The 25,448-nt window shown below is 55.3% G+C and carries 17 protein-coding genes; 11 read left to right on the top strand and 6 right to left on the bottom strand.

Annotated elements, in window-relative coordinates:
* Positions 1–22 precede the first annotated feature (22 nt).
* Entirely contained in the window at positions 23–1,597 is a 1,575-nt protein-coding gene (locus tag ACWAU4_RS14760; protein WP_208124916.1) for a methyl-accepting chemotaxis protein, read from the top strand.
* A gap of 46 nt (positions 1,598–1,643) precedes the next feature.
* Here the strand turns inward: ACWAU4_RS14760 and ACWAU4_RS14755 are convergent, their stop codons facing one another.
* Positions 1,644–2,225 (bottom strand): TetR/AcrR family transcriptional regulator, encoded by a 582-nt coding sequence (locus tag ACWAU4_RS14755; protein ID WP_208124915.1) that lies wholly within the window; start codon positions 2,223–2,225, stop codon positions 1,644–1,646.
* Between the two features lie 184 nt (positions 2,226–2,409).
* Here ACWAU4_RS14755 and ACWAU4_RS14750 point away from each other — a divergent pair, with 184 nt between their 5' ends.
* Entirely contained in the window at positions 2,410–3,453 is a 1,044-nt protein-coding gene (locus tag ACWAU4_RS14750; RefSeq protein WP_044734827.1) for an alkene reductase, read from the top strand.
* On the opposite strand, the gene ACWAU4_RS14745 is transcribed toward ACWAU4_RS14750, so the two are convergent.
* Complete coding sequence (locus ACWAU4_RS14745; RefSeq protein ID WP_208124914.1) at positions 3,371–4,309, bottom strand: substrate-binding periplasmic protein; 939 nt, start codon at positions 4,307–4,309, stop codon at positions 3,371–3,373. The genes ACWAU4_RS14750 and ACWAU4_RS14745 overlap by 83 nt on opposite strands.
* Before the next feature lie 353 nt (positions 4,310–4,662).
* On the opposite strand from ACWAU4_RS14745, the gene ACWAU4_RS14740 reads away from it, so the two are divergent.
* Both ACWAU4_RS14740 and ACWAU4_RS14735 read left to right on the top strand, forming a co-directional pair.
* On the top strand, positions 4,663–8,562 hold the full coding sequence (locus tag ACWAU4_RS14740) for a S8 family serine peptidase (protein WP_454290313.1): 3,900 nt from the start codon (positions 4,663–4,665) through the stop codon (positions 8,560–8,562).
* 66 nt (positions 8,563–8,628) lie between these two features.
* Complete coding sequence (locus ACWAU4_RS14735) at positions 8,629–9,447, top strand: GlyGly-CTERM sorting domain-containing protein (protein ID WP_454290312.1); 819 nt, start codon at positions 8,629–8,631, stop codon at positions 9,445–9,447.
* A gap of 302 nt (positions 9,448–9,749) precedes the next feature.
* On the opposite strand, the gene ACWAU4_RS14730 is transcribed toward ACWAU4_RS14735, so the two are convergent.
* The 3 genes from ACWAU4_RS14730 to ACWAU4_RS14720 all read right to left on the bottom strand — a co-directional run bounded on the left by ACWAU4_RS14730 (position 9,750) and on the right by ACWAU4_RS14720 (position 15,174).
* A complete protein-coding gene (locus ACWAU4_RS14730) occupies positions 9,750–10,943 on the bottom strand; it encodes a porin (protein WP_208124912.1) in 1,194 nt (397 codons plus the stop codon).
* A gap of 64 nt (positions 10,944–11,007) precedes the next feature.
* Entirely contained in the window at positions 11,008–12,876 is a 1,869-nt protein-coding gene (locus ACWAU4_RS14725) for a methyl-accepting chemotaxis protein (protein ID WP_144224667.1), read from the bottom strand.
* 510 nt (positions 12,877–13,386) lie between these two features.
* Positions 13,387–15,174 carry a flavocytochrome c gene (locus ACWAU4_RS14720; protein WP_208124911.1) on the bottom strand — a complete coding sequence of 596 codons (1,788 nt, stop codon included), beginning with the start codon at positions 15,172–15,174 and terminating at the stop codon, positions 13,387–13,389.
* 117 nt (positions 15,175–15,291) lie between these two features.
* Between ACWAU4_RS14720 and ACWAU4_RS14715 the strand changes: the two genes are divergently transcribed.
* A complete protein-coding gene (locus tag ACWAU4_RS14715; RefSeq protein ID WP_044734823.1) occupies positions 15,292–16,245 on the top strand; it encodes a LysR substrate-binding domain-containing protein in 954 nt (317 codons plus the stop codon).
* A 43-nt stretch (positions 16,246–16,288) separates the two neighbouring features.
* Here ACWAU4_RS14715 and ACWAU4_RS14710 read toward each other — a convergent pair whose 3' ends face one another.
* Entirely contained in the window at positions 16,289–18,667 is a 2,379-nt protein-coding gene (locus ACWAU4_RS14710; RefSeq protein ID WP_123116613.1) for a Lon protease family protein, read from the bottom strand.
* 227 nt (positions 18,668–18,894) lie between these two features.
* Between ACWAU4_RS14710 and ACWAU4_RS14705 the strand changes: the two genes are divergently transcribed.
* The 6 genes from ACWAU4_RS14705 to ACWAU4_RS14680 all read left to right on the top strand — a co-directional run bounded on the left by ACWAU4_RS14705 (position 18,895) and on the right by ACWAU4_RS14680 (position 25,416).
* Positions 18,895–20,118, top strand: coding sequence for a DEAD/DEAH box helicase (locus ACWAU4_RS14705; RefSeq protein ID WP_101059776.1), 1,224 nt, complete (start codon positions 18,895–18,897; stop codon positions 20,116–20,118).
* A 348-nt stretch (positions 20,119–20,466) separates the two neighbouring features.
* Entirely contained in the window at positions 20,467–21,228 is a 762-nt protein-coding gene (locus ACWAU4_RS14700) for a phosphatase (RefSeq protein ID WP_144132917.1), read from the top strand.
* A gap of 68 nt (positions 21,229–21,296) precedes the next feature.
* A complete protein-coding gene (locus ACWAU4_RS14695) occupies positions 21,297–22,568 on the top strand; it encodes an SDR family oxidoreductase (RefSeq protein WP_208124909.1) in 1,272 nt (423 codons plus the stop codon).
* 188 nt (positions 22,569–22,756) lie between these two features.
* On the top strand, positions 22,757–23,518 hold the full coding sequence (gene cysQ, locus ACWAU4_RS14690) for a 3'(2'),5'-bisphosphate nucleotidase CysQ (protein ID WP_208126195.1): 762 nt from the start codon (positions 22,757–22,759) through the stop codon (positions 23,516–23,518).
* A 28-nt stretch (positions 23,519–23,546) separates the two neighbouring features.
* The gene (mak, locus tag ACWAU4_RS14685; protein WP_208124908.1) at positions 23,547–24,449 is read left to right on the top strand and encodes a fructokinase; all 903 of its coding nucleotides are present in this window, start codon (positions 23,547–23,549) and stop codon (positions 24,447–24,449) included.
* A gap of 187 nt (positions 24,450–24,636) precedes the next feature.
* Positions 24,637–25,416, top strand: a complete 780-nt coding sequence (locus tag ACWAU4_RS14680) for a YdcF family protein (protein WP_028781562.1) — start codon at positions 24,637–24,639, stop codon at positions 25,414–25,416.
* Positions 25,417–25,448 lie beyond the last annotated feature (32 nt).

Here is a 25,448-nt window from a genome sequence, read left to right as displayed (position 1 = left end):
TAAGGATAGGAAGGGAGGCTGCATGTCTGAGGAAAACCGTATTTTGCCTATGCTGGCGGGGTTGCTGCTCGGTGCGCTGGCGCTGGGTTGCGCTCAGCTGGCTTTAAGTGCCGACAATCTATTGCTTTCACTGCTTGGATGGGGTCTTGCGCTTATAGGCCCTGTATTGGCGCTGCGCTGGGCTTCCCGCCCTGTGGCCCAAGGCGCCAAGCAGACATCCGCTGAGGGCGCAGGTGATGAAAAGGCGGCGCAGCAACTGGGCCGGGATGCCAGTCGTATCGCTATCGGCGCTGCCGAAGTGTCCCACTTTGTTGACCAACTCAAGTTCACTCTGGACTCCAGCGGTCAGCAAGCCGGGCAAATTGCCGTGGCGGCCAGTCAGCTGAGCCATACTACCGTGGCTTTGAGCGAACATGCCGAAGTGGTGCTCAATCAGGCAAAGGCATCCCGCAGTGTCAGCATGGAAGGGCGCCAGTATGCCGCCAGTGGTTTTCGTGCGGTTGAAGCCTTGAGTCAGGATGTCGACAAGGCCGCCTCCGGCGTAGGGCAACTCAAGGCGCAGGCCGATGCCATAGGCAAAATCACCGAAGTGATTGACAGTGTTGCCGCCCAGACCAATCTGTTGGCGCTCAATGCCGCCATTGAAGCCGCCAGGGCCGGAGAGGCGGGCAGAGGCTTTGCCGTGGTGGCCGATGAGGTGCGCAGTCTGGCGGCCAAGACCGCAGAGGCTACCCAGAATATTGCCGCCATGTTGACCCAGATTAGAGAGCTGACCGATGGCACCTCACAGCTAATGAATCAGGTGGTTAGCCAAACGGCCGGCGCCGTGGATGCCATGAATTCACTGGAGCAGAGATTTGACAGTATCGCTTCGGGCGTCGAGGACTCGGCGCAGGCGTTGGAGCAGATTGAGGCCGCGTTGCGTGAATATCGCGGCACTACGGCGGATATTTCCAATGCCATTACCCATATCAGCGAGTCGCTGACAGATACAGGTCGTCGCAGTGAGCAGATCTCCCGTCAGGCCTTTGGGCTGTCGCAGACCACAGAGGGAATGTTCCGGGCGCTTTCGCATTGGGATACCGGCAGTTTCGATCAGCTTATTCTCAAAGAAGCGCAGCAGGCCGCCAAGGCTTGCGGCCAGACGCTGGAGCAAGGGTTGGCGGAAGGCAAGTTTACTGAGCAGCAGTTGTTTTCGCCGCAATATCGGCCGATAGCGGCGACTGAGCCACCCAAATACAACACCGCCTTTGACGGTTATACCGACAAGCACTTTCCGGCCTTGCAGGAACCGATACTGGAGCGTCACCGGGAGGTGATTTACGCCGGAGCGGTCGATAAGAAGGGCTACTTTCCGACTCACAATCAGCGTTTTTGCCAGCCGCTGACCGGTGATAGGGAGCGGGATATGTTGCAAAACCGCACCAAGAGATTGTTCAACGACCCAACTGGGATCCGCTGCGGCCAGCACACAGAGCCGGTGCTGTTGCAGACCTATAAGCGTGACACGGGCGAGGTGATGCACGATCTCTCTGTGCCCATCTATGTTAAGGGTAAACACTGGGGTGGCTTTCGGATAGGCTTCAAGGCCCAGTGATGCTGTAGTGCGACTGCGCCTTGGGCGCTCAAGGCTTGCGGTCGGCTCAGAGGCTCAGGTGTTCAAACAGCTCTGTGGCCAGGGCTCTGAGTTCATCGGCGCTCGGGCGAGTATGGGCATAAGTGCGCAGGCCATAAATACCCATCATCAGAAACCGGGTCAGCCGCGCCGGATCTTTATCGGCGGCCAGTTCACCTTGCACCTGGGCCTGCTGCAGTATCTGCTGCAACGCCGTTTGCCATTGCTGTAGATGTTGGTTCACTCTTTGTTGCACAGCCAGATCTTGCTCACCCACTTCGCTCAAGGCCTTGACCAAAAGGCAGGCCTGGCTGGCATCACAGCTGAGGCACTCGCTGATTATGTTGTCCAGATAACGCCGCAGGCATTCGAGCCGTGAACCCTCGGCTGGGAAAAAGCCCTGCAGCTGCTGCTCGCGATCGGCATGGTACTGGTCAATCGCCGCCAGAAACAGCCCGTGCTTATTGTCGAAGGCACAATAGATAGACCCCGGGTGCAAGCCGGTTGCCCGGGTCAGATCCTGCATACTCGTCTTACTGTAACCCTTGGCCATAAAGGCATTCATGGCGCTGCGCAGCACTTTCTCACGATCGAATTCGGCGTTTCTCATCAGATGATTTCCCCACTGTGATGCGCCGAGTTTACTGCAATTTGAATATTTGTTCAAAAAAGGCTTGAATGATCATTCAACAATCTTTATCTTGAACGAACATTCAAATAGGGGCTCAGCTCCTCAGGCTCTGAATAAGGCGAATGCCAGTGACTGAGCCGTTAACTCGCCAAGGGCAGGAACCATGTACCAGAACTTGTTTGAACAGTATCGTCTCAATGACAGCATCACACTCAATAACCGCTTTATGATGGCGCCGCTCACCCGTTGTATGGCCGATGCCGATTTGGTGCCGACCGATGCCATGTTGGCTTACTACGCCCGCCGCGCCGAGGCTGGGCTGATCATCAGTGAAGCCACCATCATTCGCCCGGATGGGCAGGGCTACCCCAACACTCCTGGGATCTTTACCCAGACTCAGATTGCCGGTTGGCGCCGGGTGACAGATGCCGTGCATGAAAAGGGCGGTAAGATTTTTGCCCAGCTGTGGCACACAGGCAGGGTCGCGCATCCGCACTTCTTTAATGGTGAGCATGTGTTGGCACCATCTGCTGTGGGCGTTGAAGGTACAGTACCGAGAATGCGCGAGCTGAGCTACCAAACCCCAAAGGAGGCCAGCAAGGCCGAGATTGCCGAACTGGTGCGTGATTACGCCAAGGCGGCAGAAAACGCCATTGAGGCCGGTTTCGATGGCGTTGAGATCCACGGTGCCAACGGTTATCTCATCGATCAGTTCCTGCATTACGACAGCAACCGACGTGAAGATGAGTACGGTCAAACGCCTGAAAACATGAGCCGCTTTGCCCTGGAAGTGGTGGATGCCACCATAGCCGCCATAGGTGCAGATCGCACGGCGCTGCGTTTGTCACCCGGGGCATACTTTAATATGAGTGCCGATCCCCGTGACCGTCAGGTGTTTGATTATCTGCTCGCCGAGCTTGGCTCCCGCCGATTGGCCTATCTGCACGAGGGCATGTTTGACGACAACATGCGCTTCGACTTCCTCGATGGCCGGGTATCGGACTACATGCGCCGCCACTACCAGGGAAATCTGGTGGGTGTGGGTGGTTACAGCCCGGAAACGGCCGCCGAGGCGATTGCTGCCGGGCGTTTTGACCTGGTCGCCATAGGCCGCCCCTTTATTGCTAACCCTGACTATATCGCCAAGGTTCGCAGCGGCGAGAGCCTGCAGGATTACTCGGATGAGATGTTGGCCACTCTCGACTGAAACAGGGCATCCCGACCAGAGTACCCTTAACCCGCTTAGCCATGGCGCCATCGAGATGCAGTATTGGCGGCGCCTGGCGTCCTTGTAGAATTGCCCCATATTTGGCGAGTATTTTGGCATACTCGCCGTTTTTTTTGATTGTCTCCAGCCCTTGATTGAACTCGGTAATCAACTTAGCGCCATGGGGATGAAGGCGACTGGTGCTCAGGTGCAGGTTGCGGATATCCAGTGGCGGACCGGTAAAGTCGAAGCTATCTTCCTGTTGCAGACGCCAGAATGTATCTGTGGCGACAATCTCATCCTCCAGAGTCAAATCCAGACGACCCACTGCCAACATCTTCAGATTGGACTCCAGACTGTTGTTGGGCACGCGAATAAATTCGCTCGCGGCGCGAAAACCGGTTTGATAGCTGTATCCGCGTACCACGCCGATTCTTTTCCCCTTGAGGCTGTCGAGATCTGTGTATTCAAAGGGATCACCACGGCGCTTGATGAAACGCTGGCGATTTTGCAGATAGGGCTCGGAAAACAGCAGCACTTGCTCTCGCTCCGGTGTATGCCAGGTGGCCAGCAGCAGATCGGTTTTGGCCTCTTTAACCGACCTCAGTGCCCTGGCCCAGGGCTTTAACTCCACCTGCAAGCGATAACAGTGAACCGCCAGGGCGCTCTGAACTATTTCCAGTGCCAAACCGGCTTTGCCATCGGCCTCAATAAAAGGGGGCCAGGGATCATTGGTCAGTGTCAGATGCAGCGGTACCGCCGGTTCAGAAGTCGAAGGGGATGCTGGATTACAGTTGGCGCAAGCCAGCCATGGCTGTAGCAGAAACAGCAGAGCAAATACCCAAGTCAGTTTCATATTTGACCCTTCATATCAGAGGCTTGGAACCCAAAAGTGCTGAAAGAAAGCTGCAGGTGTCGTCAGCATCCCATAAATCCGCATGTAATTGCAACGTTACCAAATGCTACGAAATTGTTTGTTTTTGTTTGTTATATCTGGAGGGCAGATTTTCTGCGTAATTGAAAGCAAGAGTCTTAAAGAGGACCTATGACTATAACAAATAATCAGCTTGGAACGCGGTTCCGGCAGACGGCGCTGGCCAGTCTGACCGCGCTCTATTTCGGGGGCATGATGAGCGCCACCGCCCAGGTTCAGATGCAACCCGTGGGCAAAGGCAATTTCTATCAGCCGAGTTTTCCAAAGAACAGGTGTTGGCGGCAGACAAGGCTCGTAAGGCGAGCCTTGAAGGCGACATCTATGCCGGTCAGCCGGGTGTGCTCAACCAGGTATTGCGCCAGCGGACGCCGGAACAGATATTTCAGCCGGATCCATCTGTCAGTGGCGTTCAGAGCTATATAGTGCAGCTTAACGAAGAACCTCTGGCAACCTATGACGGCAGTATTTCCGGGCTGGCGGCCACCAAGGCACCGAAAAATCGCTCGCTGATCGCCAAAGGTCGGGTCAGTGTCAATACGACTGATGCCAGGGCTTACAGCCGTTTCCTGGAAAAGCGTCAGGATAGTTTCGTAAATCGCGCCCGTCAGGCCGGTGCCAATCTACAGTTGAAACAGCGCTTCACCATTGCCAGTAATGCCATGGTGGTAGAGATGACTCAGGAAGATGCCAAAATTCTTGCCCGCCAGAGTGGCGTCAAACGGATAACCCCCAACCGCATTTTCCAACTGCGTACCGACAGAGGGCCTGAGTTTATCGGCGCCGACCGGATCTGGCTCGGCCAGGACCCGAGTACAGGCCTGGCCGCCAAGGGCGAGGGCATGTTGGTCGGGATTATAGATACCGGGGTTAACACAGATCATCCGGCCTTTGCCGAGGATCAAGACTATGTGCGTTTGAATCCGCTCGGCAGCAACAAGTTTACCGGTGATTGTATCGACAGCCCTGAGTTGTGTAACAACAAACTGGTGGGGGTACATTCCTACCCCGAGATCACAGATGTTTACGGGGCGCCGGAATTTCAGGCCAACCCCTGGGGCACACCTGTCATGTTGCGCCCGGCCAATGGTGAGGACTATAACGGCCATGGCTCCCACACTGCCAGCACAGTAGCAGGTAACCATCTGGACAATACGCCTTTGCAGGCTGCAACCGGTGATGCCACCAGTGATGGGGTCAATGTGCCCTTTAACTTCCCGGCTACCAGCGGTGTCGCGCCGCGGGCGCATATCATCTCTTACCAGGTGTGTTGGCCCGGCAACGGTGGTGATCCCTATGCCGGTTGTCCCGAGTCGGCGATTCTGGCGGCCTTTGAAGATGCCATTGCTGACGGGGTCGATGCGATAAACTTCTCCATCGGTGGCGCCGAATCTTTGCCCTGGGCCGACCCTATGGAGCTGGCGTTTCTGGCCGCCCGTGAGGCGGGAATTTCTGTGGCTGTCGCCGCCGGTAATGCCGGTGCTTATTGGAGTGCGGATCACAGCTCTCCCTGGGTGACGACAGTTGGCGCCACCACCCACGACAGGGTGCTGGAAGCCGGTAACAAGCATATCGACAATTTCGGCGGTAACGAACGCTATCGCCCGTCCGAGCCTATTGTGGGCAAGAGCTTCTCCGGCGGCATTACCGGCGAAGTGGTGCTGGCTGAAAACTATGCCGACCCTGACCCCAGCGATGATTTCAACGCCGCCTCCTGTAACGTACCTTTCCCCGCCGGAACCTTCCGCGATGACCAGATAGTCATCTGTGAGCGCGGTGACATTCCCAGAGTGGATAAGGCCAAGAATGTGGCGGCCGGCGGCGCCGGTGGTTTTATTCTGCAAAACGTGGACTATCAGGTCGACAATCTGGTGGCCGACAGCTTTGTGATCCCTGGGATCCAGGTCAAGCAGAGCGACAGATACAAGCTGAAAAACTGGGTTAGATACAGTGATCCCGGCACGGCCATAGCGACTATCTCGGACTTCAGCAACGAGTATCTGTTTGATGATGCCCTGGCCAATAACCTGGCGCCTTTCAGCTCAATGGGCCCGAGCCGCACCAACAACACCTTGGTGCCGGATCTCAGCGCTCCCGGGGTACAGATTTACGCTGCCAACGCCGATGATCAACCCTTTACCGGCGCGCCGGATGCCTCCGACTGGACCTTTATGAGCGGCACCTCAATGGCGGCGCCTCATGTGACAGGTGCCATGACACTGCTGATGCAGCTGCATCCCGAGTGGACCCCTGCCGAAGTGCAGTCGGCGCTGATGATTACAGCCGGGCCTGTGTATCTCAACACAGGTTATGAGTTGCTGGAGCCTTTCTATCACTTTATGGCCGGCGCCGGTGCCATCAATGTTGCCCGCGCGGCCGATACCGGCCTGGTGATGGATGAGACCATAGAAAATTACCGCAATGCCAATCCGGAGAACGGCGGGATAGTCAATTGGCTCAACTTGCCTTCCATGGTGGAAATGGCCTGTGAGCAAAGTTGCAGCTGGATGCGCACAGTTACTGCCACCCGCGACGGCAGTTGGAGTGCCGAGGCTTTGGGTAAGGAGCAGGGCTTTGAGCTCAGTGTTTCTCCCGAGAACTTTACCCTGGCCAAGGGCGAAAGTCAGACTCTGGTGATCAAGGCCAAAGTGCCGCCGTTGATTGAGTCCAACGTCAATCCGGGTGAGCCGGGAGCGCCTTGGCAGCAGGTACAAAACAAGGACGCCTTCTTCAACGGTGAGCTCAGACTCACTGAAGCGTCAGGCACTTCCCCTCAGTTGCATATGCCGGTAGTCGTGGCCAGTAAGGCTGATCAGATGCCGGTATCCATGGACCTGGAGATCAGCCGGGCTCAGGGCAGTGAAACCCTGAAGATGAATACCTCGGCCTATGCTCAACTGACGCCTCGTTTCTACGGCCCGGTGCAGCCTGAGCTAAAAACTGCCACTCTGGAAGCCGTGGCGCCATTCCTTGATCTGGAATACATAGAGAAGGGCTGGGATATTCAAACCGTCACGGTTCCCGAAGGCGCCAAGCGTTTGGTGGTGGAAGTGCAGAGCGCCAAGCGCACTAGCACGCTTGAGGAGATGAACCCCCGTTATTCAGGGGTGTTCCCCTTTGTGATCCTGGGGCGGGATGCCAACGGCAATAACGGCTTTATCCCTTCGCAAGAGGAGATGGAGCAGGATGACAGGGCGCTCAAGGCAGAATACGATGCCGAGCTGGTGTGTTTCTCTTCCAGCCAAGCCGAGCACAACCTCTGTAGTCTGGAAAACCCGGCCCCCGGTACCTATTGGTTTGCCACCGCCATGGCCTATGGCAAGGGGGAAGTGGAAGCTGTGACCGGCCATGCGGTGATCATGGCCGATGACGATTTCGGTATGTTGAGCCTGGATGGTCCGGCGTCGCATGATGGCAATGGTGACTATCAGTTGACCCTCAACTGGAATATTCCCGATGCCAAGCAAGGGGATGTCTTCTATGGCGGTATGGATCTCGGTGCCGGCCCAGGCGCTGAAGGTTCTTTCGGTTTCAGTGCCCTCAATATCCGCCGCGGCGAGGATGCCGTCAGCTGGTCAGTCAGTCAGGACAAGGCGCTGAGCGAAGATGTGGTGGATGTTACCGTTAAACTGGCGGCCAACCTTGAATCCCGCGATCGTAACTATGAGTTGCAGCTCAAGTTACCCGAAGGCATGCGTTTGGCACCGGCGACCATCAAGAGCAATAATCCTGCGGTTGCCGAAGCGATTGTTGCCGATGAAAGCGGCCTGACGCTGACTGGCCAGCAGCCCAGCACTCGATTGGTGGAGCGGCAATACAAGGTCAGTACCAACCTCAACGATGCCATGTGTCGCACGCCTATGATTGATGAGTACTCCACAGGTGGCTACATAGATCTCTTCGGCGAGTTTGGCATGCAGCCCAACGCCGACTGGTTGGCCGGCGACTCTCAAGCCAGTGTCGATGTGCCTATCGATTGGCTGTTCTATAAAGAGGGCGCCGAGTTCAAGGTGTACAACCAGGCCAATGCCGGTTATATGCGGATGCATACTGTGGGCGCGTTGCAGTTTAACACTGCCTACTGGTATATGGGCGCGCACCGCGGCCCTGGTTTTCTCTACGAGGCGCTGGCCCCCTTCTGGCGTGGCAGTTTTGAGATGAAGTACCGCCGCCATTAGGAAGAGCCTTGGGGCCTGACCATAGCCACTCAGTATAAGGAAGAGCGTCCGGATCTGGGGGACTTGTTGTTCCTCGAGTTTGATAATGTTACCGACCGCCAGACAGGCCAGGAGTTTGACTTCCAGACCATACTGCGCAGCGGTATCGACGATCATCCCGGCATGTACGAGATCATCTATGCCTACCAGAACCTGGGGGCCGATGTGGCCGACGGGGCTGTGTTTGTCGAAGGCTTTGACAGTACCTGGTCCAGCGATGCGGGACCGAAGAATGGCTATCTTTATGAGATGCTGGGCTTCGATAACCTGGATACCTTGCTTAAGGACGATCTGGTGATCTGCTTTGATTACACAGGGCCTGAGCAGAGCCGGGTCGAGCTGAGCTTCAAGGCGGCGGTTCAACCCGGGGCTACCGGGAAGGCGCTTGCCATGACACTTAATTACGATCTCGAAGGCGGCGAGCCGGGCACTTTGAGCCATCAGATTGCGGTTAAAGGCAATATCCAACTAGCGCCACTCAGTGACATGAGTGTTGCCGAAAATGGCCGTATAGACGGTATTGCCGTGACCTATGTCGATGCCGATAAGGTGCCGAATCTGTTGGAGGTCAGTGGTGAGCACATCAGAGCCGAGATTGATGGTGACAGCTTCAACTTGATCCCCGAGGCAGATTTCCACGGTGAAACCCAGGTCACGGTAACTGTACGTGATAGCCTCAACAGTGGCGATGCCGCCAGCACCAGCTTTATGCTGAAGGTGGAGTCCGACGGGGTTGACCCTGTGAGCCCTCCAGAGCCGCCGCTGGAGGAGTCAGACTCGGGTGGTTCGCTCGGCTGGAGTCTGCTGGCGCTATTGTCTCTTGGCTTGTTACGGCGCAAGCGCTGAGGCTGAGCTAAACAAAAGCCAAAGCTAGATCCAAAGCCAAACCTGAGTCCGGGTTCTCACTTGGGCCAGGTGCCAAAAACTGCTGACAAGGCAGATAAAAAAATCCCCGCAGGTTGCATCAGCGGGGATTTTTATTGCCAGGGCTCATTCAAAGCGGTTACTTACAGGGCTAATCATCACGATTGATACAGATTGACTTCGACAGACCCCGGCATGCCTTCAGTCAGAAGCCTTGAACACCAATTGTTGTGCAAGCCACTCTCTACAAAAGAGAAGGCCACGAGGACTTATTGGCACCTTCCCTAAGGAAGACGCCAATTGAGATCGAAGTCGTAGCGGATACCGGCAGCCACTATCGACTCATCCTCTCGGTTGTCATAGTTTTGCGCCAGATATTCAAGGTGCAAACGTACATTATTCAGCGGCTGCCATTCCAGTGTCAGGTTGTAACCGTCATAGTCCAGGCTGCTGAAATCTTCTATGCCATCTTTGAACCAGAAGTAACCCAGCTTGAGTTTGTAGTCCTTGCCAAGCGGCAGTGCCAGCGCGCCATCAAAGGTATCGCCATCTCGATTGTTAGCACTGACAAAGTCATACTCCTTGCGTTGGTAACTGGCGGCGGCATAGATGCCGTTGTGCCAGGTATAGGCTGCTACCGCGCCCCACACCTGCTCGTCACCCTGCTTGATATCGCCGGCATATTTATCCTGGGCCAGCCAGGTCAGCCCCAGATGCAACTGCTGCCAATCGAATCCCGCCCCCAGGTTGATGATATCGGCGCCGCTATTGTATTCACTGTCATCAAATACTGCCGAAGCCATCAGGGTGAAAAGCTCAATGTTAACTTGATAAATTAAAGCGTTGTCGACAAAGAAGGGGCTTTCCTGATTGTAGCCAAAGGGGCTGTTGGCATTGTTGAAAATGTCAGTGTATTCCGCCACCAGGGTATATTGCACCGGGCGTTGCCGCCCCAGAGTCAGCTTGCCGTATGGCGAGTCGACTCCGGCAAACGCCAGTCTCGCCTCACCGAAGCGGCCATTATCATCGATACGGATTTTCCATTCCCCTTGCGCCAGAGCGCGCCAGCCGGGAAGCAATTCGGTTTCTGCCTTGACTCCAATTCGCGACAGTGCATCGCCTATGTCCCACTGATCTTTGCCGCGATCCCTGTATTCCAATGTTGGGCGCAGCGAGCCGTACAGAGTGAATTGGCTGGCGCCAAGGGAGGAGGTCATAGAGGGAGACTTATCCTGCATCGTTTGACTGGCGGCAGGCTCAGGCTTGCTGGCTTGTTGCGACGATGCTGAGGTTTGGCTTGTGTCTTGGGCCATCATTGGCGAGTGAGTGCCGGATTGTTGCAGCTGGGCTTGCAGTAGCTGCTCCAGTTCCATGACTCTTTGTTCCAATGCCTTGATGCGTTGCTCTTGGCTGCTGTCTTCGGCATTCGCCAGCAGCGGCAGCAGACAGGCGCTCAATATCAGGAGTTTGCCTTTCATATCGACTCTCCGGTAGCTGTGGATACGGTGCGCCCGGGCTTGTTACCTGGGCGCACTGGCGGTTTCAGACAATAAACTTGTTGAGTATGGCGTCCTGCTGCCGTACCTGTTCGGTTTGGGTATGCATGGCTGAGTTGGCCTGTGTCGCCGAATCCGATACCTGCACCGACAGATCCTTGATCCTGACCGTGTTGTTATTGATCTCTTCGGCCACCAGGCTCTGCTCTTCGGCGGCCGAGGCGATTTGTAGATTCATATCGGTGATCTGCTGAATGGCATCGCGGATACGGTTCAGCGCCTCATTGGCACCTTCTGCCTTGGTAACGGCTTCCTGGGTGGTATCCTTACTCTGATTCATCACGTCGGCCACGGCGCGGGATCCGGCCTGCAACTGCTCTATCATGGCGCGAATTTCTGTGGTGGATTCCTGGGTGCGCTGTGCCAGAGTGCGCACTTCATCAGCTACCACGGCAAAACCTCGGCCCGAATCACCGGCTCTGGCGGCCTCAATGGCGGCGTTGAGTGCAAGCAGATTGGTTTGATCGGCAATATCATTGATAACACTCAGAATCGTCGCGATATTGCTGGTGGCGGTTTCCAGCTCTTTGACCTCTTGCACTGCCATATCAATCCGCTCTGACAGGGCATTGATTGCATCTGTGGTGGCGCTGACCACCTGAGTGCCGACACTGGTGGCGTTATCGGCGTCTTTGGCTGCGGTGGCGGCGCCCTGAGCATTACGGGCAACATCCGACGAGGTGGTGGCCATTTCGTGCATGGCGGTGGCCAACTGTTCCAGCTCATGCAACTGGGATTTCATGGCGTCTGTGGATTGCTGCAGCTCGGCCGAGGTCATTTCAGAACTCTGCAATATCTGCTGCCCTATGGCCTTGGACTGGGTGATGAGCTGTTGCAGACTGGCGGTAAAGCTGTTGAAGCCAGATGCCAGTGCCGAGAATTCGGCGTCAGTGTCCGTATCCAGTCTCTGGGTCAGATCCCCTTCGCCCGAGGCGACATCTTGAATCGCCTTGTTAAGGGTTTCCAGAGGCCGCATCAGGGTTTTGATCAGCATCAGCAGCAGTGTGATGCTGACTATGACGGCGATAATGGCGTACAGGACGGAGCTGTTGCGCAGTTCGCTGACGGCGGCATAGGCGATATCTTCATCCAGCAGGGCGCCGACGTACCAGTTCTCACCACTGACCTTGGCAAAATCCAGGGTATAAGGTTTACCGTCCAGCATTACCTGCTGCGGATCTTCACTTAACGACACCTTGGGCAGGAAGTTGCTCATGGGTTTGCCGTTCAGCTCTGACTCGGGGTGGGCTATGGTGGTGCCATCGCCCGAGACGATAAACACATAGCCGGCATTGAAGAGTTTGACTTGATTGACCAACTCGGCCAAGCCGACCAGGCTGACATCATAAAAAATGGCGCCGATAAAACGGCCGCTGTCTTTGACCGGAGTGGCGATGGAAACCAGGATTTCCCCTGACGCCGAGTCGGCATAGGGCGCTGTGATAATCAAAGCGTCGGCTTGTTTGGCGTCCTTGTACCAGGGGCGCACCCTGGGGTCCCAACCGGCTCCGGGATCCCAGGCGGGATTGTTGTTGATGTTCGAGCCATCGCTTTCATAACCGAAGCCGACCAGAAGGAAGCTGTTTTTTATTACTGGACGGGTGATCACATCGCGGATGTGTGCGGGCGAAAGATCGGTTTCCAACATACTGGTTGAATAAGCGGCCAGTTTCTTGCGCGAGTCCAGCTCAGAAGAAACCGTGTTTTTGAGTCCATCCATGATTTCGGTCACGCTGGCTCCTACCTGAGCCTGCATCTGTTCCTGTACCGCAAAGTATTGCTTGGTGGAAAGCAGTGCAACTGTTACCAAAAGCAATGCAGAGGAGGCGGCGACAATCTTATGGCTGAACTTCATTGTTTATCCTCTGATAATGTTGACGTATCCCATAAATATATAGACATAAATCTACCCAGCGGCCATTGCGACCGGGACAATCTAGTACATTTGTTTAACAAGAATAGTGCAAGCCGAGGGGTTTTAACTGAGGATGTTTAATAAATGTGAACCAATAAGGCTTTCCAGCGCCATATTCTAACTGGGGCTGCTGGAAATATGGCTTAAACAACGCCCCTTGCGAATATAAGGGAAGGTGAGAACAAGTCCCATGCGTGCTCTGCGTCGGCTTACAGGCCTGGATGCAAGGCGTGGTTCGCAGCAAATGGCCTTAGTCCTTTGCAAGAAGCACAACACAGCAGGCAGGCCTGTAAGCCACGCCCTTCGGGGCTTTCACAGCAACCAGCTTTCTGCGTTATCCGACTTCGACAGGCCCCGGCATGCCTTCAGTCAGATGCCTTGAACGCCAATTGCTGTGCAAGCCAGAGCGCCACGAGGACTTATTCGCATCTTCCCTATGGGCGATACAGATTACTGGTTATCGGTTGCTGTTTGTTTGATAAATTCGGCGACATTTTCACCGGCTATGCGACCAAATACTATGGTATCGGCTATCGCATTACCCGCCAGCCGATTGGCACCGTGGACGCCACCTGTTACTTCACCGGCGGCATAAAGGCCGGCAATAGGCTTGCCGTCTTTATTCAATGCCCGGGTGTCAGTAGCGATTTTAAGGCCGCCCATAGTGTGGTGAACCGCAGGCTTAACCTGAACGGCATAGAGCGGGAAATGCAGATCGTCGGCCATATTCTTGCGGCCAAAATCGCTGTCCTTGCCACTGGCCTGAAAACCGTTATAGCGTTTGACGGCGGCTGCCGCCGTTTCGGCATTCATTTGGGTCTTGGCAGCCAGTTCTTTGGCATCGGCGGCTTTGTAGATGATACCCAGCTCCAGCATGCCCCGCAGTTGCCCCAGACGTTCAAACACGGTTTCATCAAATACCAGCCAGGCGTCTTTTCCGGGTTGAGCCCAGATGCACTCGGAGACTTTGTCCCTGGGGCCCATCTCGTCACAGAATCTGGCACCATCGCGGTTCAGCAATATGGCCCCGGCGCCGCGTGCTGTGCCTGAAATAACCATTTTACCGGCCGCTGCTGTGGGGAAGGCCTGGATTTGGTCGACATCCACAGTATCCACGCCAATGGCGGTGGCAAAGGTGAGTGCATCGCCGACATTGCCCGGGTTATTGGTAGAGTCCACGCCCTTGAGATCTGGTCTGTATTTGGCGACCAAGGCATTGTTGCGGGCAAAGCCGCCGGAGGCGATCACCACGGCCTTGGCTGCCAACAGGTTCACCCCACTGTGTTTCCCTTGCACCAGTACTCCGGTGATTTTGCCTTGTTTATCTTGCACTAAGCGTATCACCTTGCTGTTGGTGCGAGTTTCAACTCCGAGTTTTTCGGCCGCCCTTTTCAGGGTATTGATGATTTCCGGGCCGGACTTGGCACCGCCGCTGGGCCGGTGCAGACGTTCGGCACTGTGGCCACCGGCACTGGCCGCAGAAGTCATATCTGCGCCCAAGGCCATCAACCAATCGATACCGGTACTGCCGTTGTTGACCAGGGTATGCACCAGATCCGGGTTATTGAGCTGGTGGCCACCCTTCATTGTGTCCTGATACCAGAGCGCCTTGCTGTCCTGATAACCACGAAACGCCTGGGTCAGGGTCTCTGCCGAAGCCATGCCACCGGCGGCCAGCATGCCATTGCCACCTATGTAGGGTTGTTTCTCAAGTAATACCACATCTTTGATACCGTGCTGGCGGGCCGATACGGCGGCGGCGTGTCCGGCGGCGCCGGCGCCAATGACCAGAAGCTCATGCCTTTCCACCGGACCTGCGGCCAGCGCCTTGTCTATGGCTTGCTGAGATACTTCGGGGAAGACATAGGTATCCGCTACCTTATCACTCGCGGAGAAGGGAATATGAAAACTGCTCTTGAAGCTGTCATGGCAGGTCTGACACACCATCACAGGCTCCTTGTGGCCCGAGTGGCAACTGGTGCAGGACAGGTCAATAAGATGACTGTGGTGGGGCGAAAGCGGTTGTTTTGCCTGCTGAGCCAACTCCTGCAGCGAGCCGTGGCAACTGATACAAGCCTGGTTTTCCCGAGCCTCATTGTCTTTTACCTCTATGGGCTGACTGTGGCAGGACTGACAATCGGCCCCGGCCTGTTTGATATGGTGCTCGGCCAAACCCGCAGCAGATACCATGCCGGTATACAGAAATGCAGTACCGGCCAATAACATTATTCTTTTCATGAATATCCTCACACATGGTTTTGTTATGCCTTGATAATATTGTTAATGCATGGGTGAGTTATCAAACCAATCGTTTTCGTCTGTGACGTTAAAAAAACTAAAGTGTTAAGAGAAAATATGAGAATAATTCCACCAATGAAGGCGGTGATTTGTTTTGAAGCGGCCGCAAGACTCAAGAGTTTTAAATTGGCAGCGGTTGAACTGAATGTGACGCCGGGCGCAATCAGTCATCAAATCGCCGCATTGGAAAACTTTGTCGGTAAAGAATTGTTTGACCGTAGTCACAGGCAATTGGAGCTCACTCACAGCGGCCGAAAATATTTCGCCAGAGTCGCGATTATTCTACAAAATATGGAAGAAGCCACCATAGATCTTGGGGTGCAGGGACATAGCCCCTCATTGAAAGTGGCTGTGCCGCCGTCACTGCTGAAAAACTGGCTATTGCCAAGAATGAGCCAGAGTCATATTTATCATAAGGGGATCAGTATCGAGTTTATCGATACCCTGGAATATCTTGATTTTGGAAGTACTGGTCTGGATCTGGCTATTAGATATGGTTATGACTCCTGGGATAATTATTATTCCGTTCATCTCTTTGATGAGGAAATGGTTGCCGTTTGTCACCCTGAATACTGTGCGGTTAATTATGATTCTTTAACACAAAATGCCGTCGATAATATGACCTTGATATATACCAATAATAGATTGGTACAGTGGGATATAGTATTACAGTACTTTGGCATTGAACGGCGGGCACAACAGTCGAGGCTGGTATTTCAAAATTCAGTTCAGGCCATAGAAGCCGCGGTCTTGGGCGCGGGAATTGCCTATGTCAACCGCTTGCTGGTGGAGAAGGAGCTGGAGAAACAGCGTTTGGTGATCCCGTTTGAGATCCGCATGCCGGAGCACAAATCGCCTTCATATCATCTGGTCAGCACCTTCGAGCGAATGCAGCATGAATCTACTGCGCTGATTTATCAGTCTATTCTGGAAGAGGTAAAACGTATCCCGGAGCGTTCTTCCGTCAGCACAGGTCGGCAGCGGTTGGGGTGTTCAACCCCTTTGGGATAATCAAACGCCGCCCTTGAGCGGCGCTGCTTACTTTAGCGTTGGATTACGCTTTATCTTTGGCTTTTAAAGCTGACAGCCTGGCCGAGGCCAGTCCCAGTAAACTGCCATTCGGGTAATGACCGCGCTTGTCGGCCTTGCCGGTTTCCATATCGCACAGCAATGCCATCGCCTCGGTTACATGCTCGACCGTCCAGATATGGAACTTGCCCTTGCTGATGGCGTCCACCACAGGCTTTTTCAGCATCAGGTTGTGGGCGTTGGCCGCGGGAATGATCACCCCTTGGGTATGTCTGCGCCCCTTGATGGCACAGACATCGAAAAAGCCTTCAATCTTTTCATTGACCCCGCCTATGGGCTGGGCTTCACCGAACTGGTTCATTGAGCCTGTGATGGCGATATCCTGGCGCAGGGGAACCTGGGCGATTGCAGAGATAATGGCGCAGCATTCGGCCATGGAGGCACTGTCGCCATCGACCCCGGAATAAGATTGCTCGAAGGTCAGGGAGGTGGTCAGCGGAATATCGGCCTCGCGTCCCAACAGGGTTTTGATATAGGCCGAGAGGATCCACACTCCCTTGGAGTGAATACGGCCGCCGAGGCGCACCTTGTGTTCAATGTCCAACACTTCGCCCTTGCCAAAGGCTGTGGTCGCGCTGATACGGTTGGGCAGGCCAAACTGATGATCTGTGGTGGCGATGACCGACAGGGCGTTGACCTGGCCGCAGACTTTGCCGTGCACATCAATCAGGGTGGTGCCCTTGTGAAAGCTCTGCATCAGTTGATCCCTGAGGCGCGATACCCTTTGCTCCTGCTGCGCCAGAGCCTGCTCTACATGGGCGAGGCGAATACTGCGGGCGTTGGCCGCCTTGGCGCAGTAGTGGGTCTCCCGCAGCAGGTTGGCGATATTGGCCGAGTGCAGTGACAGCTGGGTTTGGTCATCGGCCTGGCGCGAGCTGAATTCGATTATCCGCGCAATGGCGCTGCGATCGCAGTGCAGCATCTGGTTATCGTGTACTATCGAGGAGATAAATCTGGCATAGAAACATTCGGCCTTCGGGCTTCTTGGCATCACATCTTCAAAGTCGGCGGTTACCCGAAACAGCTCGCTGAAGTCGGGATCATAATGCTGCAGTAACTGGTAGGTCTGGTTATCACCGAAGAGCACGATTTTGACATCCAGAGGGATAGGCTCCGGCGCCAGTGAAACTGTGCCGGACAGGGAGACTTCACGCTCCAGCGAGCTGAGATCCAAACTGCGGGAGCGCAGGGCCCGTTTGAGTCCGTCCCAAACATAGGGCCGTTCCAGCACCTTGACCGCATCCATCAGCAGCACCCCGCCATTGGCCTTGTGCAGGCTGCCGGGGCGGATCAGCGAAAAGTCGGTAAAGACGGTGCCGCGGTAAGTGGCGTTTTCCACATAACCAAACAGGCCGTGATAGGTGGGGTTTTCCTCTACCACCACAGGGAATTTCTGCTCCTCTTGACCCACCAGCAGGTTGACCTGATAACGCCTGGGCATTTTCTTTTCCAGCGAGGCATAGGCCAGCGCCAGTTGGTCTTCACTCTCCTCAAGGAAGATATCCAGGTTACCGAGCATATCTTTCTGCATCGCCGTCAGAAAAGAGCGGATCTCCGGCAGGCTGCGGTATTCATCCTTGAGCGGCTTGAAGAAATGGCTCAGTACTTCGCGGGCTACCTGTTCATCGTGCTCCTGCTGCTTGGTGCTGAACTCCTCTTCCCATTCGGTCAATTGGCGGATAATGCCCCGCAGGCGCGATTCCAAGTGTTTGATATTCTGTTCAAACAGCTGTTGTTCGGCTTCTGGCAGGGCGTGATAGGTTTCCTCGGTATGCGGCTCTTCGCCGTTCAGCGCCATCAACTGATACTCGCCCTGAGTGTTGATGGAGAGGCTTATTTTCATCCCCTTGGCTTCTTCGCTCAGAGCCAACAGCGCCGCTTCCTGTTTTTGCGCCAACTGACTCTTGAGCTTGTCGGCGCGGCGGTAATACATCTCGTTGTCAAACGCCAACGGCAGCGCCTTGACCAGCCTGAGCACCAGTTTTTCCATCTCTTTCTTGAAAGTGACGCCCTTGCCGGCGGGCAATTTGAGAACCTTGGGGGTACGGGTCTGGTCGAAGTTGGCCACATAACACCAGTCGTTAAGTGTCTTGTCGGTAAATTCATGGCGCTTGAGATAACGCAACATCATGGTGCGTTTACCCAGACCATTTTGGCCTATGGCATAGATGTTGTACCCCTTTTCCTTGATGGACATGGCAAATTCCACCGCACTCTGAGCCCGCTCCTGGCCTATGATGTCATCCAGCGGCTCCAGTTCGCGGGTAGACTTGACCTCATCTCCCAGATTGTCGAGATTGGCGGGACGGTATACCTGACTGGCATCTAAGCTGGTGACGGCCATGGGCGCTTCCTTGTTCAAATAGGGCAGAGAAAAGTAAAACTGCTTTTTATGACAATAAGATGCGCTGCAGCCTAAAGCAAACGTCAAGCCGAATAAGTCTCTCGGGCGGTTAATTTTTCACCCGTAAGCAACGTTTGCTGCCCGAACGCAGGGATAACACCTATCCGGCACCGGGTAGCAGGGTATAATGGCGGTTTGCCCTAAGCTTTATCTTTGAAGGACTCTCCATGGAATTTGCCGCTTTTTCTCTGCCCGAACCGCTACTGACCAATCTGGCCGGACTGGGTTTTAGCAAGGCAACCCAAGTGCAGGCAGAGGCCATTCCTTTGGTGCTCGCCGGCAGCGATCTCCTGGTGCAGGCACAGACGGGCACAGGGAAAACCGCCGCCTTTGCCTTGCCGTTGCTGGCGCGTTTAATGCCCGCCACGACTGAGAGAGCAGTAAAACCCGCAGCGCCCAAGGCTCTGGTGCTGGTGCCTACCCGGGAGTTGGCGCAGCAGGTTTTCGATAACATTAAAAGCTATGCCAAGGGCTGCGAGCTGAAGATTGCCATTGCCTATGGCGGTGTGCCACTCGATGGGCAGCTAAAGAACTTCAAGGATGGCGTCGATATCTTGGTCGCCACACCCGGGCGCCTGCTGGATCACCTTAAAAAGCGCAGTCTCAGGCTGGATAAGGTTGAGACCCTGGTGTTTGATGAGGCCGACCGCATGTTGGATATGGGGTTTGAAGATGAGATCTCGGCGCTGATGAAAAAGATGGCCAAACAGCGCCAGACTCTGCTGTTTTCCGCCACCTTCAACGACAACATCTGGCGTCTGGCCAAGATTTTGCTGCAGTCTCCCAAAGTGTTGGAGCTGCAAGCATCGGAGCAGGGTGGCAGTATCAAGGAGCGATTGATTGAGCTCGATAGCGAGCGTAAGGCCGCCGCCGTTGCCGCCCTTTGTCGCCGGCACGACTGGCGTCAGGTGTTGCTGTTCAGCCGCACCAAGGAGGGGGCCGACAAACTGGTCTGTGAGCTCAGTGCCGAGGGCTTGGCCGCCAGTGCGCTGCACTCAGATCTGAGTCAGGCTCAGCGGGAGCAGACCTATCAGGCGTTCAAGGCGGGTGAATGCCGTTTGCTGGTGGCCACAGATGTTGCCGCCAGAGGCCTGGATGTAGCTGCTTTGCCTTGTGTTATCAATCTGGAGCTGCCGTTCAAGCGCGAAGATTATGTGCACCGCATTGGCCGCACCGGCCGCGCCGGCATGGAAGGGCTCGCCATCACCCTATTCAGTCGTGACGACGAGCGTCTCCTCGAAGAGCTGGAAGCCATGCTCGACAGACGCCTCCCCAGAGAATGGCTGCCTGGGTTTGAGCCGGATCTCAACCGCAGTTTTGACGCACCGAGAAACCAGAGTAAAGCCGCCCAAAAGCAGCGGGCCCGCAAGAGAGCGCTTGGTAAAAGATAACAAGTCCGGTTTAGTTGAGCCTACTTGAGTTAATCAACCGCAAATGCAAACAACACAAGTATTCTGGTCCTGATGGATTCGAGGCCTTCTCTGGCATGGATGCCAGAGTAGAGCCATCAGGGATGATTTCACGGCGTGCCGAGAAGCCGTTAGGACGAAAGCCCACGGCAGGTGCTTGATAGTTGTGTGGATTGGAAACCTATGCTGTTCAAGCAGTTTGAGTCGATGCATACCCTTTATCTTTGGGGTGGCCGATAGGTAGGAAAGCTATTGGGTTCATTCGCCAAAGTGGGTCAGTTGCGCTAAGCTAGTGGCCCGGTTTTCAAGAAACAGTCTCCTGGGGGAGCCATGTTCGCAGTCGATACCCATACCCACACAGTTGCCTCTACTCACGCCTACAGCACGATCCATGATTATCTGGCAGTCGCCAAGCAGAAAGGGATCCGTTTGTTTGCCACCACAGATCATGGCCCGGCGATGGCTGATGCGCCGCATTTCTGGCATTTCGTGAATCTTAGGGTGTTGCCGCGGATAGTCGATGGCGTAGGGATATTGCGCGGAATTGAAGCCAATATTACCAATCTGGAGGGGGAAATCGACTTCTTTGGTGAGTTCCTGGAGGAGCTGGACTTGGTGCAGGCCGGGTTTCACGAGCCGGTATTCCCTCCCGCCGACAGTGACAGCCACACTCAGGCGCTGCTGAACTGCATTCGCAGCGGCAAGGTCGATATCATTACCCATCCAGGCAATCCCAAGTATCCATTGGATCAGGAGCTGATTGTCCGCGCTGCCGCCGAGCATAATGTGGCGCTGGAGATCAATAACTCCTCTTTTGCCTGCTCCCGCAAGGGCAGTGAAGACAGCTGCCTCAATATTGCCAAACTGGCGAAACGATTCGATGCCCAGTTGGTGATGGGATCAGATTCCCATGTTGCCTTCAGTCTGGGGGAGTTCCCGCTGGCGCTTGAGATAGTGGATGCCGCCGGTTATCCAAGAGACAGGCTGCTCAATCGCGAACCATTGGCGCTGCTGAATTTCCTGCAGCAGCGAGGCCACAAGACGCTTGGTGAGTTAATCGACTACTTTAAGAGTGAGGCGGCCGCGGGCTAACCTGGTTCGCCTGCCTTGAGGATACGAGCCACAAAATCCATCAACTGATTAGCCATGAATCCCGAATCGTGAAAGCCAAGACTACCCGAATATTGATCACCGGCGCTCATGGCCAGCTCGGACAGGCACTGCTGGCGAATTTGCCTTGGTTGCCCGAGTTTTCGCCTTCCAGGCTGCGAATGAAGATACCTGAGGCAAGCCTGGTGCCCGGCAGTACGGTAGAACCCCGCAGTGCTATAGCACCTGGCAGCGCAATTGAAATAGTGGCGCTCGGGCATCAGCAGCTGGATTTAACCTCAGCAGATTTGCCCGAGCGGCTCAGCGAAATCAATGCCGATGTGATAATCAACTGCGCCGCCTACAACGCCGTGGATGCGGCCGAGCAGGATATGGCTGCCGCCATGGCGCTCAATGCCGAGGCGCCGGAGCGTTTGGCCATCTGGTGCCGGCAACAGGGTGCTTGGCTTATCCATATTTCGAGTGACTATGTCTTCGGGAATGTATTCGGGAATGATTTGGGGAATGCACTCGGAAACGTTTCTGGAAATGCAGCTACCAATATGCTCGGGAATGCGCCCAGAGCCTTGACCGAGAGCGATGTTTGCGAGCCTTTGAGCCTGTACGGTCAGAGCAAGCTCGCCGGCGAGCAGCGCTTGCTTAAGGCTAATCCCGGCGCCCTGGTGCTGCGAACCTCTTGGCTTTACAGCCGTTTTGGCAGCAACTTTGTGTTGACCATGCGGCGATTGCTGACCGAGCGCCCGGAACTCAAGGTGGTGGCGGATCAGGTCGGCACGCCAACCTGGGCCGAGGCGTTGGCGCGGCTTATCTGGCAGTTGCTCATCTGGTTTCATCTTAAGCCAGAGAAGTCCGCGGTGCTGAGCGGCTGCTTTCATTACGCGGCAACGGGGCAGTGCAGCTGGTATCTTTTCACCAAAGAGATAGCCGAGCAAATCGCCAAGCAGCAGTGCAATTCTGCGCCAAGCTCTCAGGCGGCGACGCCATTGCAAACCGCGTCGCCATCTCAAGCTGCATTGCATGCTCAAGTTATATTGCATTCTCAAGCTACATTACATTCACCAGCAAACCCGGCGCCAATCACGCCAGGGTGCCGGATAACGCCTGTCAGCACAGTAGAATACGGCGCCTTATTGAATCGAGCACAGGCGCCGCGCCCGGCGTATTCGGCGCTCGACTCAAGCGCTCTCAAAGATGCCATGGCGGCCATGCCTTCGGCATTTCGCTGCTATTTGCCAAAAGATTATCCGTCACCCATCTGGCTTTCCTGGCAGGCGCAGTTGATGCAGATGCTTTCGGGGCTTGGTGCATCTTCCTTGGATTGAATCGGCTTAAACAGAATGAAAAGTAAGGCAAAACCGGCTGTAGATTATAACCAGTAGCTAAAGGTTATACCCGCCAAAGCCGGGTGGCTGGCATAATAAACTATCTTGTTGATCCAAAGGATGAAACCTTGTCGAATAATCCCCCCAAGACCTTGCTTGATGCCAAGCAGCTGACACTTTTGGCCGAGATGGCCCGCGCCGCCGGTGAGGCGATAATGCACTATTATCAGGGCGGCAAACTGGCGATTGAGCGCAAGGCCGATGACAGTCCGGTCACGGCTGCCGATCTTGCCAGTCACGCCGTGTTGCAACAGGCGCTGGCGCGTGAGTTTCCAACCTGGCCACAGATGTCGGAAGAAGCGGCGGATATCCCCTGGGCGCAGCGGCGGGGCTGGGAAACCTATTGGCTTATCGACCCACTCGACGGCACCAAGGAGTTTATCAAGGGCAACGGCGAATTTACCGTCAACATTGCGCTTATTCACCGCGGCCAGGCGGTCGCCGGTGTTGTCTATGTGCCCGCCACAGCCGTGTGCTATTTGGGCGCGCTGGGACTCGGTGCCTGGCGTGAGACCCCAGATGCGGCTGGGTACCAGCGTGTGGAATTGAATGCCAGGGCCGGGGTTAAGCGCCAGATCCCTGTGATTGTCGGCAGTCGCTCGCACTCGAGCCCGGGGCTTGGCGAGTATCTGCAGCAGCTTGGCGAGCACGAAATGAAGAGTGTCGGCTCATCACTCAAATTCTGCCTGCTTGCTGAGGGCAAGGCGGATATCTACCCCAGATTGGGCCCTACCAGTGAATGGGACACGGCGGCGGCTCAGGCGGTGCTTGAGAGTGCCGGTGGCCGGGTTTTGGAATATCCAGCAGGCAACAACTTAAAATATAACCAAAAAGAAACTATCCTCAATCCTTGGTTTATCGCATACAGTGCCGATTGGCCTTGCGATTGAAGCAGATATACACACCGGAGTTGAAAGCATGATGCGTATCGGCGTTGATTTGGGCGGCACTAAAATTGAATTGGTGGCTCTGAGTGGCGAAGGGAGTGAGTTGTTTCGCAAGCGAATTGCCACCCCCAGAGACTATCAGGCGACCATTGAGGCCATCTGTGCCTTGGTCGATGAAGCCGAGACGCAGCTGGAAATGACAGGAACAGTGGGTATTGGCATTCCCGGGGTGATCTCGCCCTTTTCCGGTTTGGTAAAAAACGCCAACTCCACTTGGTTAAATGGTCATCCGCTCGATAGAGATCTTGAGCAGCGCCTGGGGCGCAAAGTGCGGGTTGCCAATGACGCCAACTGTTTTGCGGTCTCCGAGGCGCTGGATGGTGCCGCAGCAGGTAAAGAGGTGGTGTTCGGGGTGATCATAGGCACAGGCTGTGGTGCCGGTATTGCCATCAATGGCAGGGTGCATCAGGGGGGCAATGGCATAGGTGGTGAGTGGGGCCATAATCCCTTGCCCTGGATACGCGCCGAGGAGTTCAACAGCACTGAGTGTTTTTGCGGCAAGCATGACTGCATCGAAACCTTTATTTCGGGAACAGGGTTTGTCCGCGACTATAACCAGGCCGCTGGGGCGCAGCTCAGCTCGGGCGCCGAGGTGATGGCATTGCTGGAGCAGGGGGATGCCGAGGCTGGCGCGGCCTTTGAGCGCTATCTTGACCGTCTGGCCCGTTCTCTGGCCCATGTGATCAATCTGCTGGATCCTGACGCCATAGTACTTGGCGGCGGCATGTCCAATGTGCAGGCTATCTATCCGGCATTGCCGGACAGGCTCAAGCACTATGTGGTCGGCGGCGAGTGCCGAACCCCAGTGTTGGCCAATCACTACGGCTGCTCCTCCGGGGTACGCGGCGCCGCTTGGCTGTGGGGCCGGGACTGAGTTTGGCAAGGCGCTCTGGCCGTATTACTGATATTCGACTTAGGCACTCTAGGTACTTTAGACAGAAGGGAAAAGCACTCGAACATGTATTGGGGCGAGTGAGCCTATAGCCCTTCGCCAATCACTGGTCAGCCGAGTAACGCTTCTGTAAGCTATGGCTACTTTTGCCAACCTTCGGATATCAAGCGTGTTCTGGCTGAAAAAAATCCTCTCTCAATTCTTTATGCCCATTCCTCTAACCTTGGTCACTCTGCTGCTGGCTTGCTTTTATATCCGTCGCAGGCCGGGAGTAGCGCGCGCCCTGGGGGTTTTTGCCATCACTTGGGTGCTGCTGCTTTCCAGCTCTATCGGCAGCAACACGCTGCTTGCGGGGCTTGAGCGTCAGTATCCACTTTATACCGCTGCACCGGCGCGCTCCTGTGTGGTGATGGTACTGGGTTCTGGCCATGATGATCAGGTTGGCGGACTCGCGCGACATATGTTGTCGGCAACGGCGCTTGAGCGCCTCAGTGAGGGGGTGGCGCAACTCAAGGCGGCCAATAGCAAAGATTGCCTGCTGGCGGTCAGTGGTTGGAGCGGCGGCCTTGAGCAGCAGAGTCATGCCCGGCGCATGGCCGAGGCCGCCATCGAGTTGGGGGCCGAGCCATCGCGAATTCTAATGCTGGAGTCGGCCCGCGATACCATAGAGGAAGCCCTGGCGTTGCGGCAGGCCTTCGGTGCCGACACAGACGATAAAGGAATAGATGCCTTGGGTGGCAGACAACTGATCCTGGTCACTTCCGCCAGCCATATGCCAAGGGCGATGCGAATATTCCGCTCGACCGGGCTTGAACCTCAGGCGGCACCGACCGACTTTCTGCTTAGGCGCGATCACTGGTGGCGCCTGACTACATCCAATCTGGATGATTCACAAAAGGCGCTGCACGAATATCTGGGATTGGCCTGGTTGACTGTCAGCGGCCGCTAATGGTCCTGAACCCTGGTCATGAAATGAATAAA

It is taken from the genome of Shewanella sp. FeAMO (genome assembly GCF_053653955.1).
Note: the sequence above shows the minus strand (reverse complement) of the source record. Positions and strands in the feature narration are given on the sequence as shown.

Excerpts from the sequence above, each read along its gene's own strand:
- ACWAU4_RS14760 (WP_208124916.1), top strand. The coding sequence starts at position 23 with ATGTCTGAGGAAAACCGTATTTTGCCTATGCTGGCGGGGTTGCTGCTC.
- ACWAU4_RS14755 (WP_208124915.1), bottom strand. The coding sequence starts at position 2,225 with ATGAGAAACGCCGAATTCGATCGTGAGAAAGTGCTGCGCAGCGCCATG.
- ACWAU4_RS14750 (WP_044734827.1), top strand. The coding sequence starts at position 2,410 with ATGTACCAGAACTTGTTTGAACAGTATCGTCTCAATGACAGCATCACA.
- ACWAU4_RS14745 (WP_208124914.1), bottom strand. The coding sequence starts at position 4,309 with ATGAAACTGACTTGGGTATTTGCTCTGCTGTTTCTGCTACAGCCATGG.
- ACWAU4_RS14730 (WP_208124912.1), bottom strand. The coding sequence starts at position 10,943 with ATGAAAGGCAAACTCCTGATATTGAGCGCCTGTCTGCTGCCGCTGCTG.
- ACWAU4_RS14725 (WP_144224667.1), bottom strand. The coding sequence starts at position 12,876 with ATGAAGTTCAGCCATAAGATTGTCGCCGCCTCCTCTGCATTGCTTTTG.
- ACWAU4_RS14720 (WP_208124911.1), bottom strand. The coding sequence starts at position 15,174 with ATGAAAAGAATAATGTTATTGGCCGGTACTGCATTTCTGTATACCGGC.
- ACWAU4_RS14715 (WP_044734823.1), top strand. The coding sequence starts at position 15,292 with ATGAGAATAATTCCACCAATGAAGGCGGTGATTTGTTTTGAAGCGGCC.
- ACWAU4_RS14710 (WP_123116613.1), bottom strand. The coding sequence starts at position 18,667 with ATGGCCGTCACCAGCTTAGATGCCAGTCAGGTATACCGTCCCGCCAAT.
- ACWAU4_RS14705 (WP_101059776.1), top strand. The coding sequence starts at position 18,895 with ATGGAATTTGCCGCTTTTTCTCTGCCCGAACCGCTACTGACCAATCTG.
- ACWAU4_RS14700 (WP_144132917.1), top strand. The coding sequence starts at position 20,467 with ATGTTCGCAGTCGATACCCATACCCACACAGTTGCCTCTACTCACGCC.
- cysQ (WP_208126195.1), top strand. The coding sequence starts at position 22,757 with ATGGCCCGCGCCGCCGGTGAGGCGATAATGCACTATTATCAGGGCGGC.
- mak (WP_208124908.1), top strand. The coding sequence starts at position 23,547 with ATGATGCGTATCGGCGTTGATTTGGGCGGCACTAAAATTGAATTGGTG.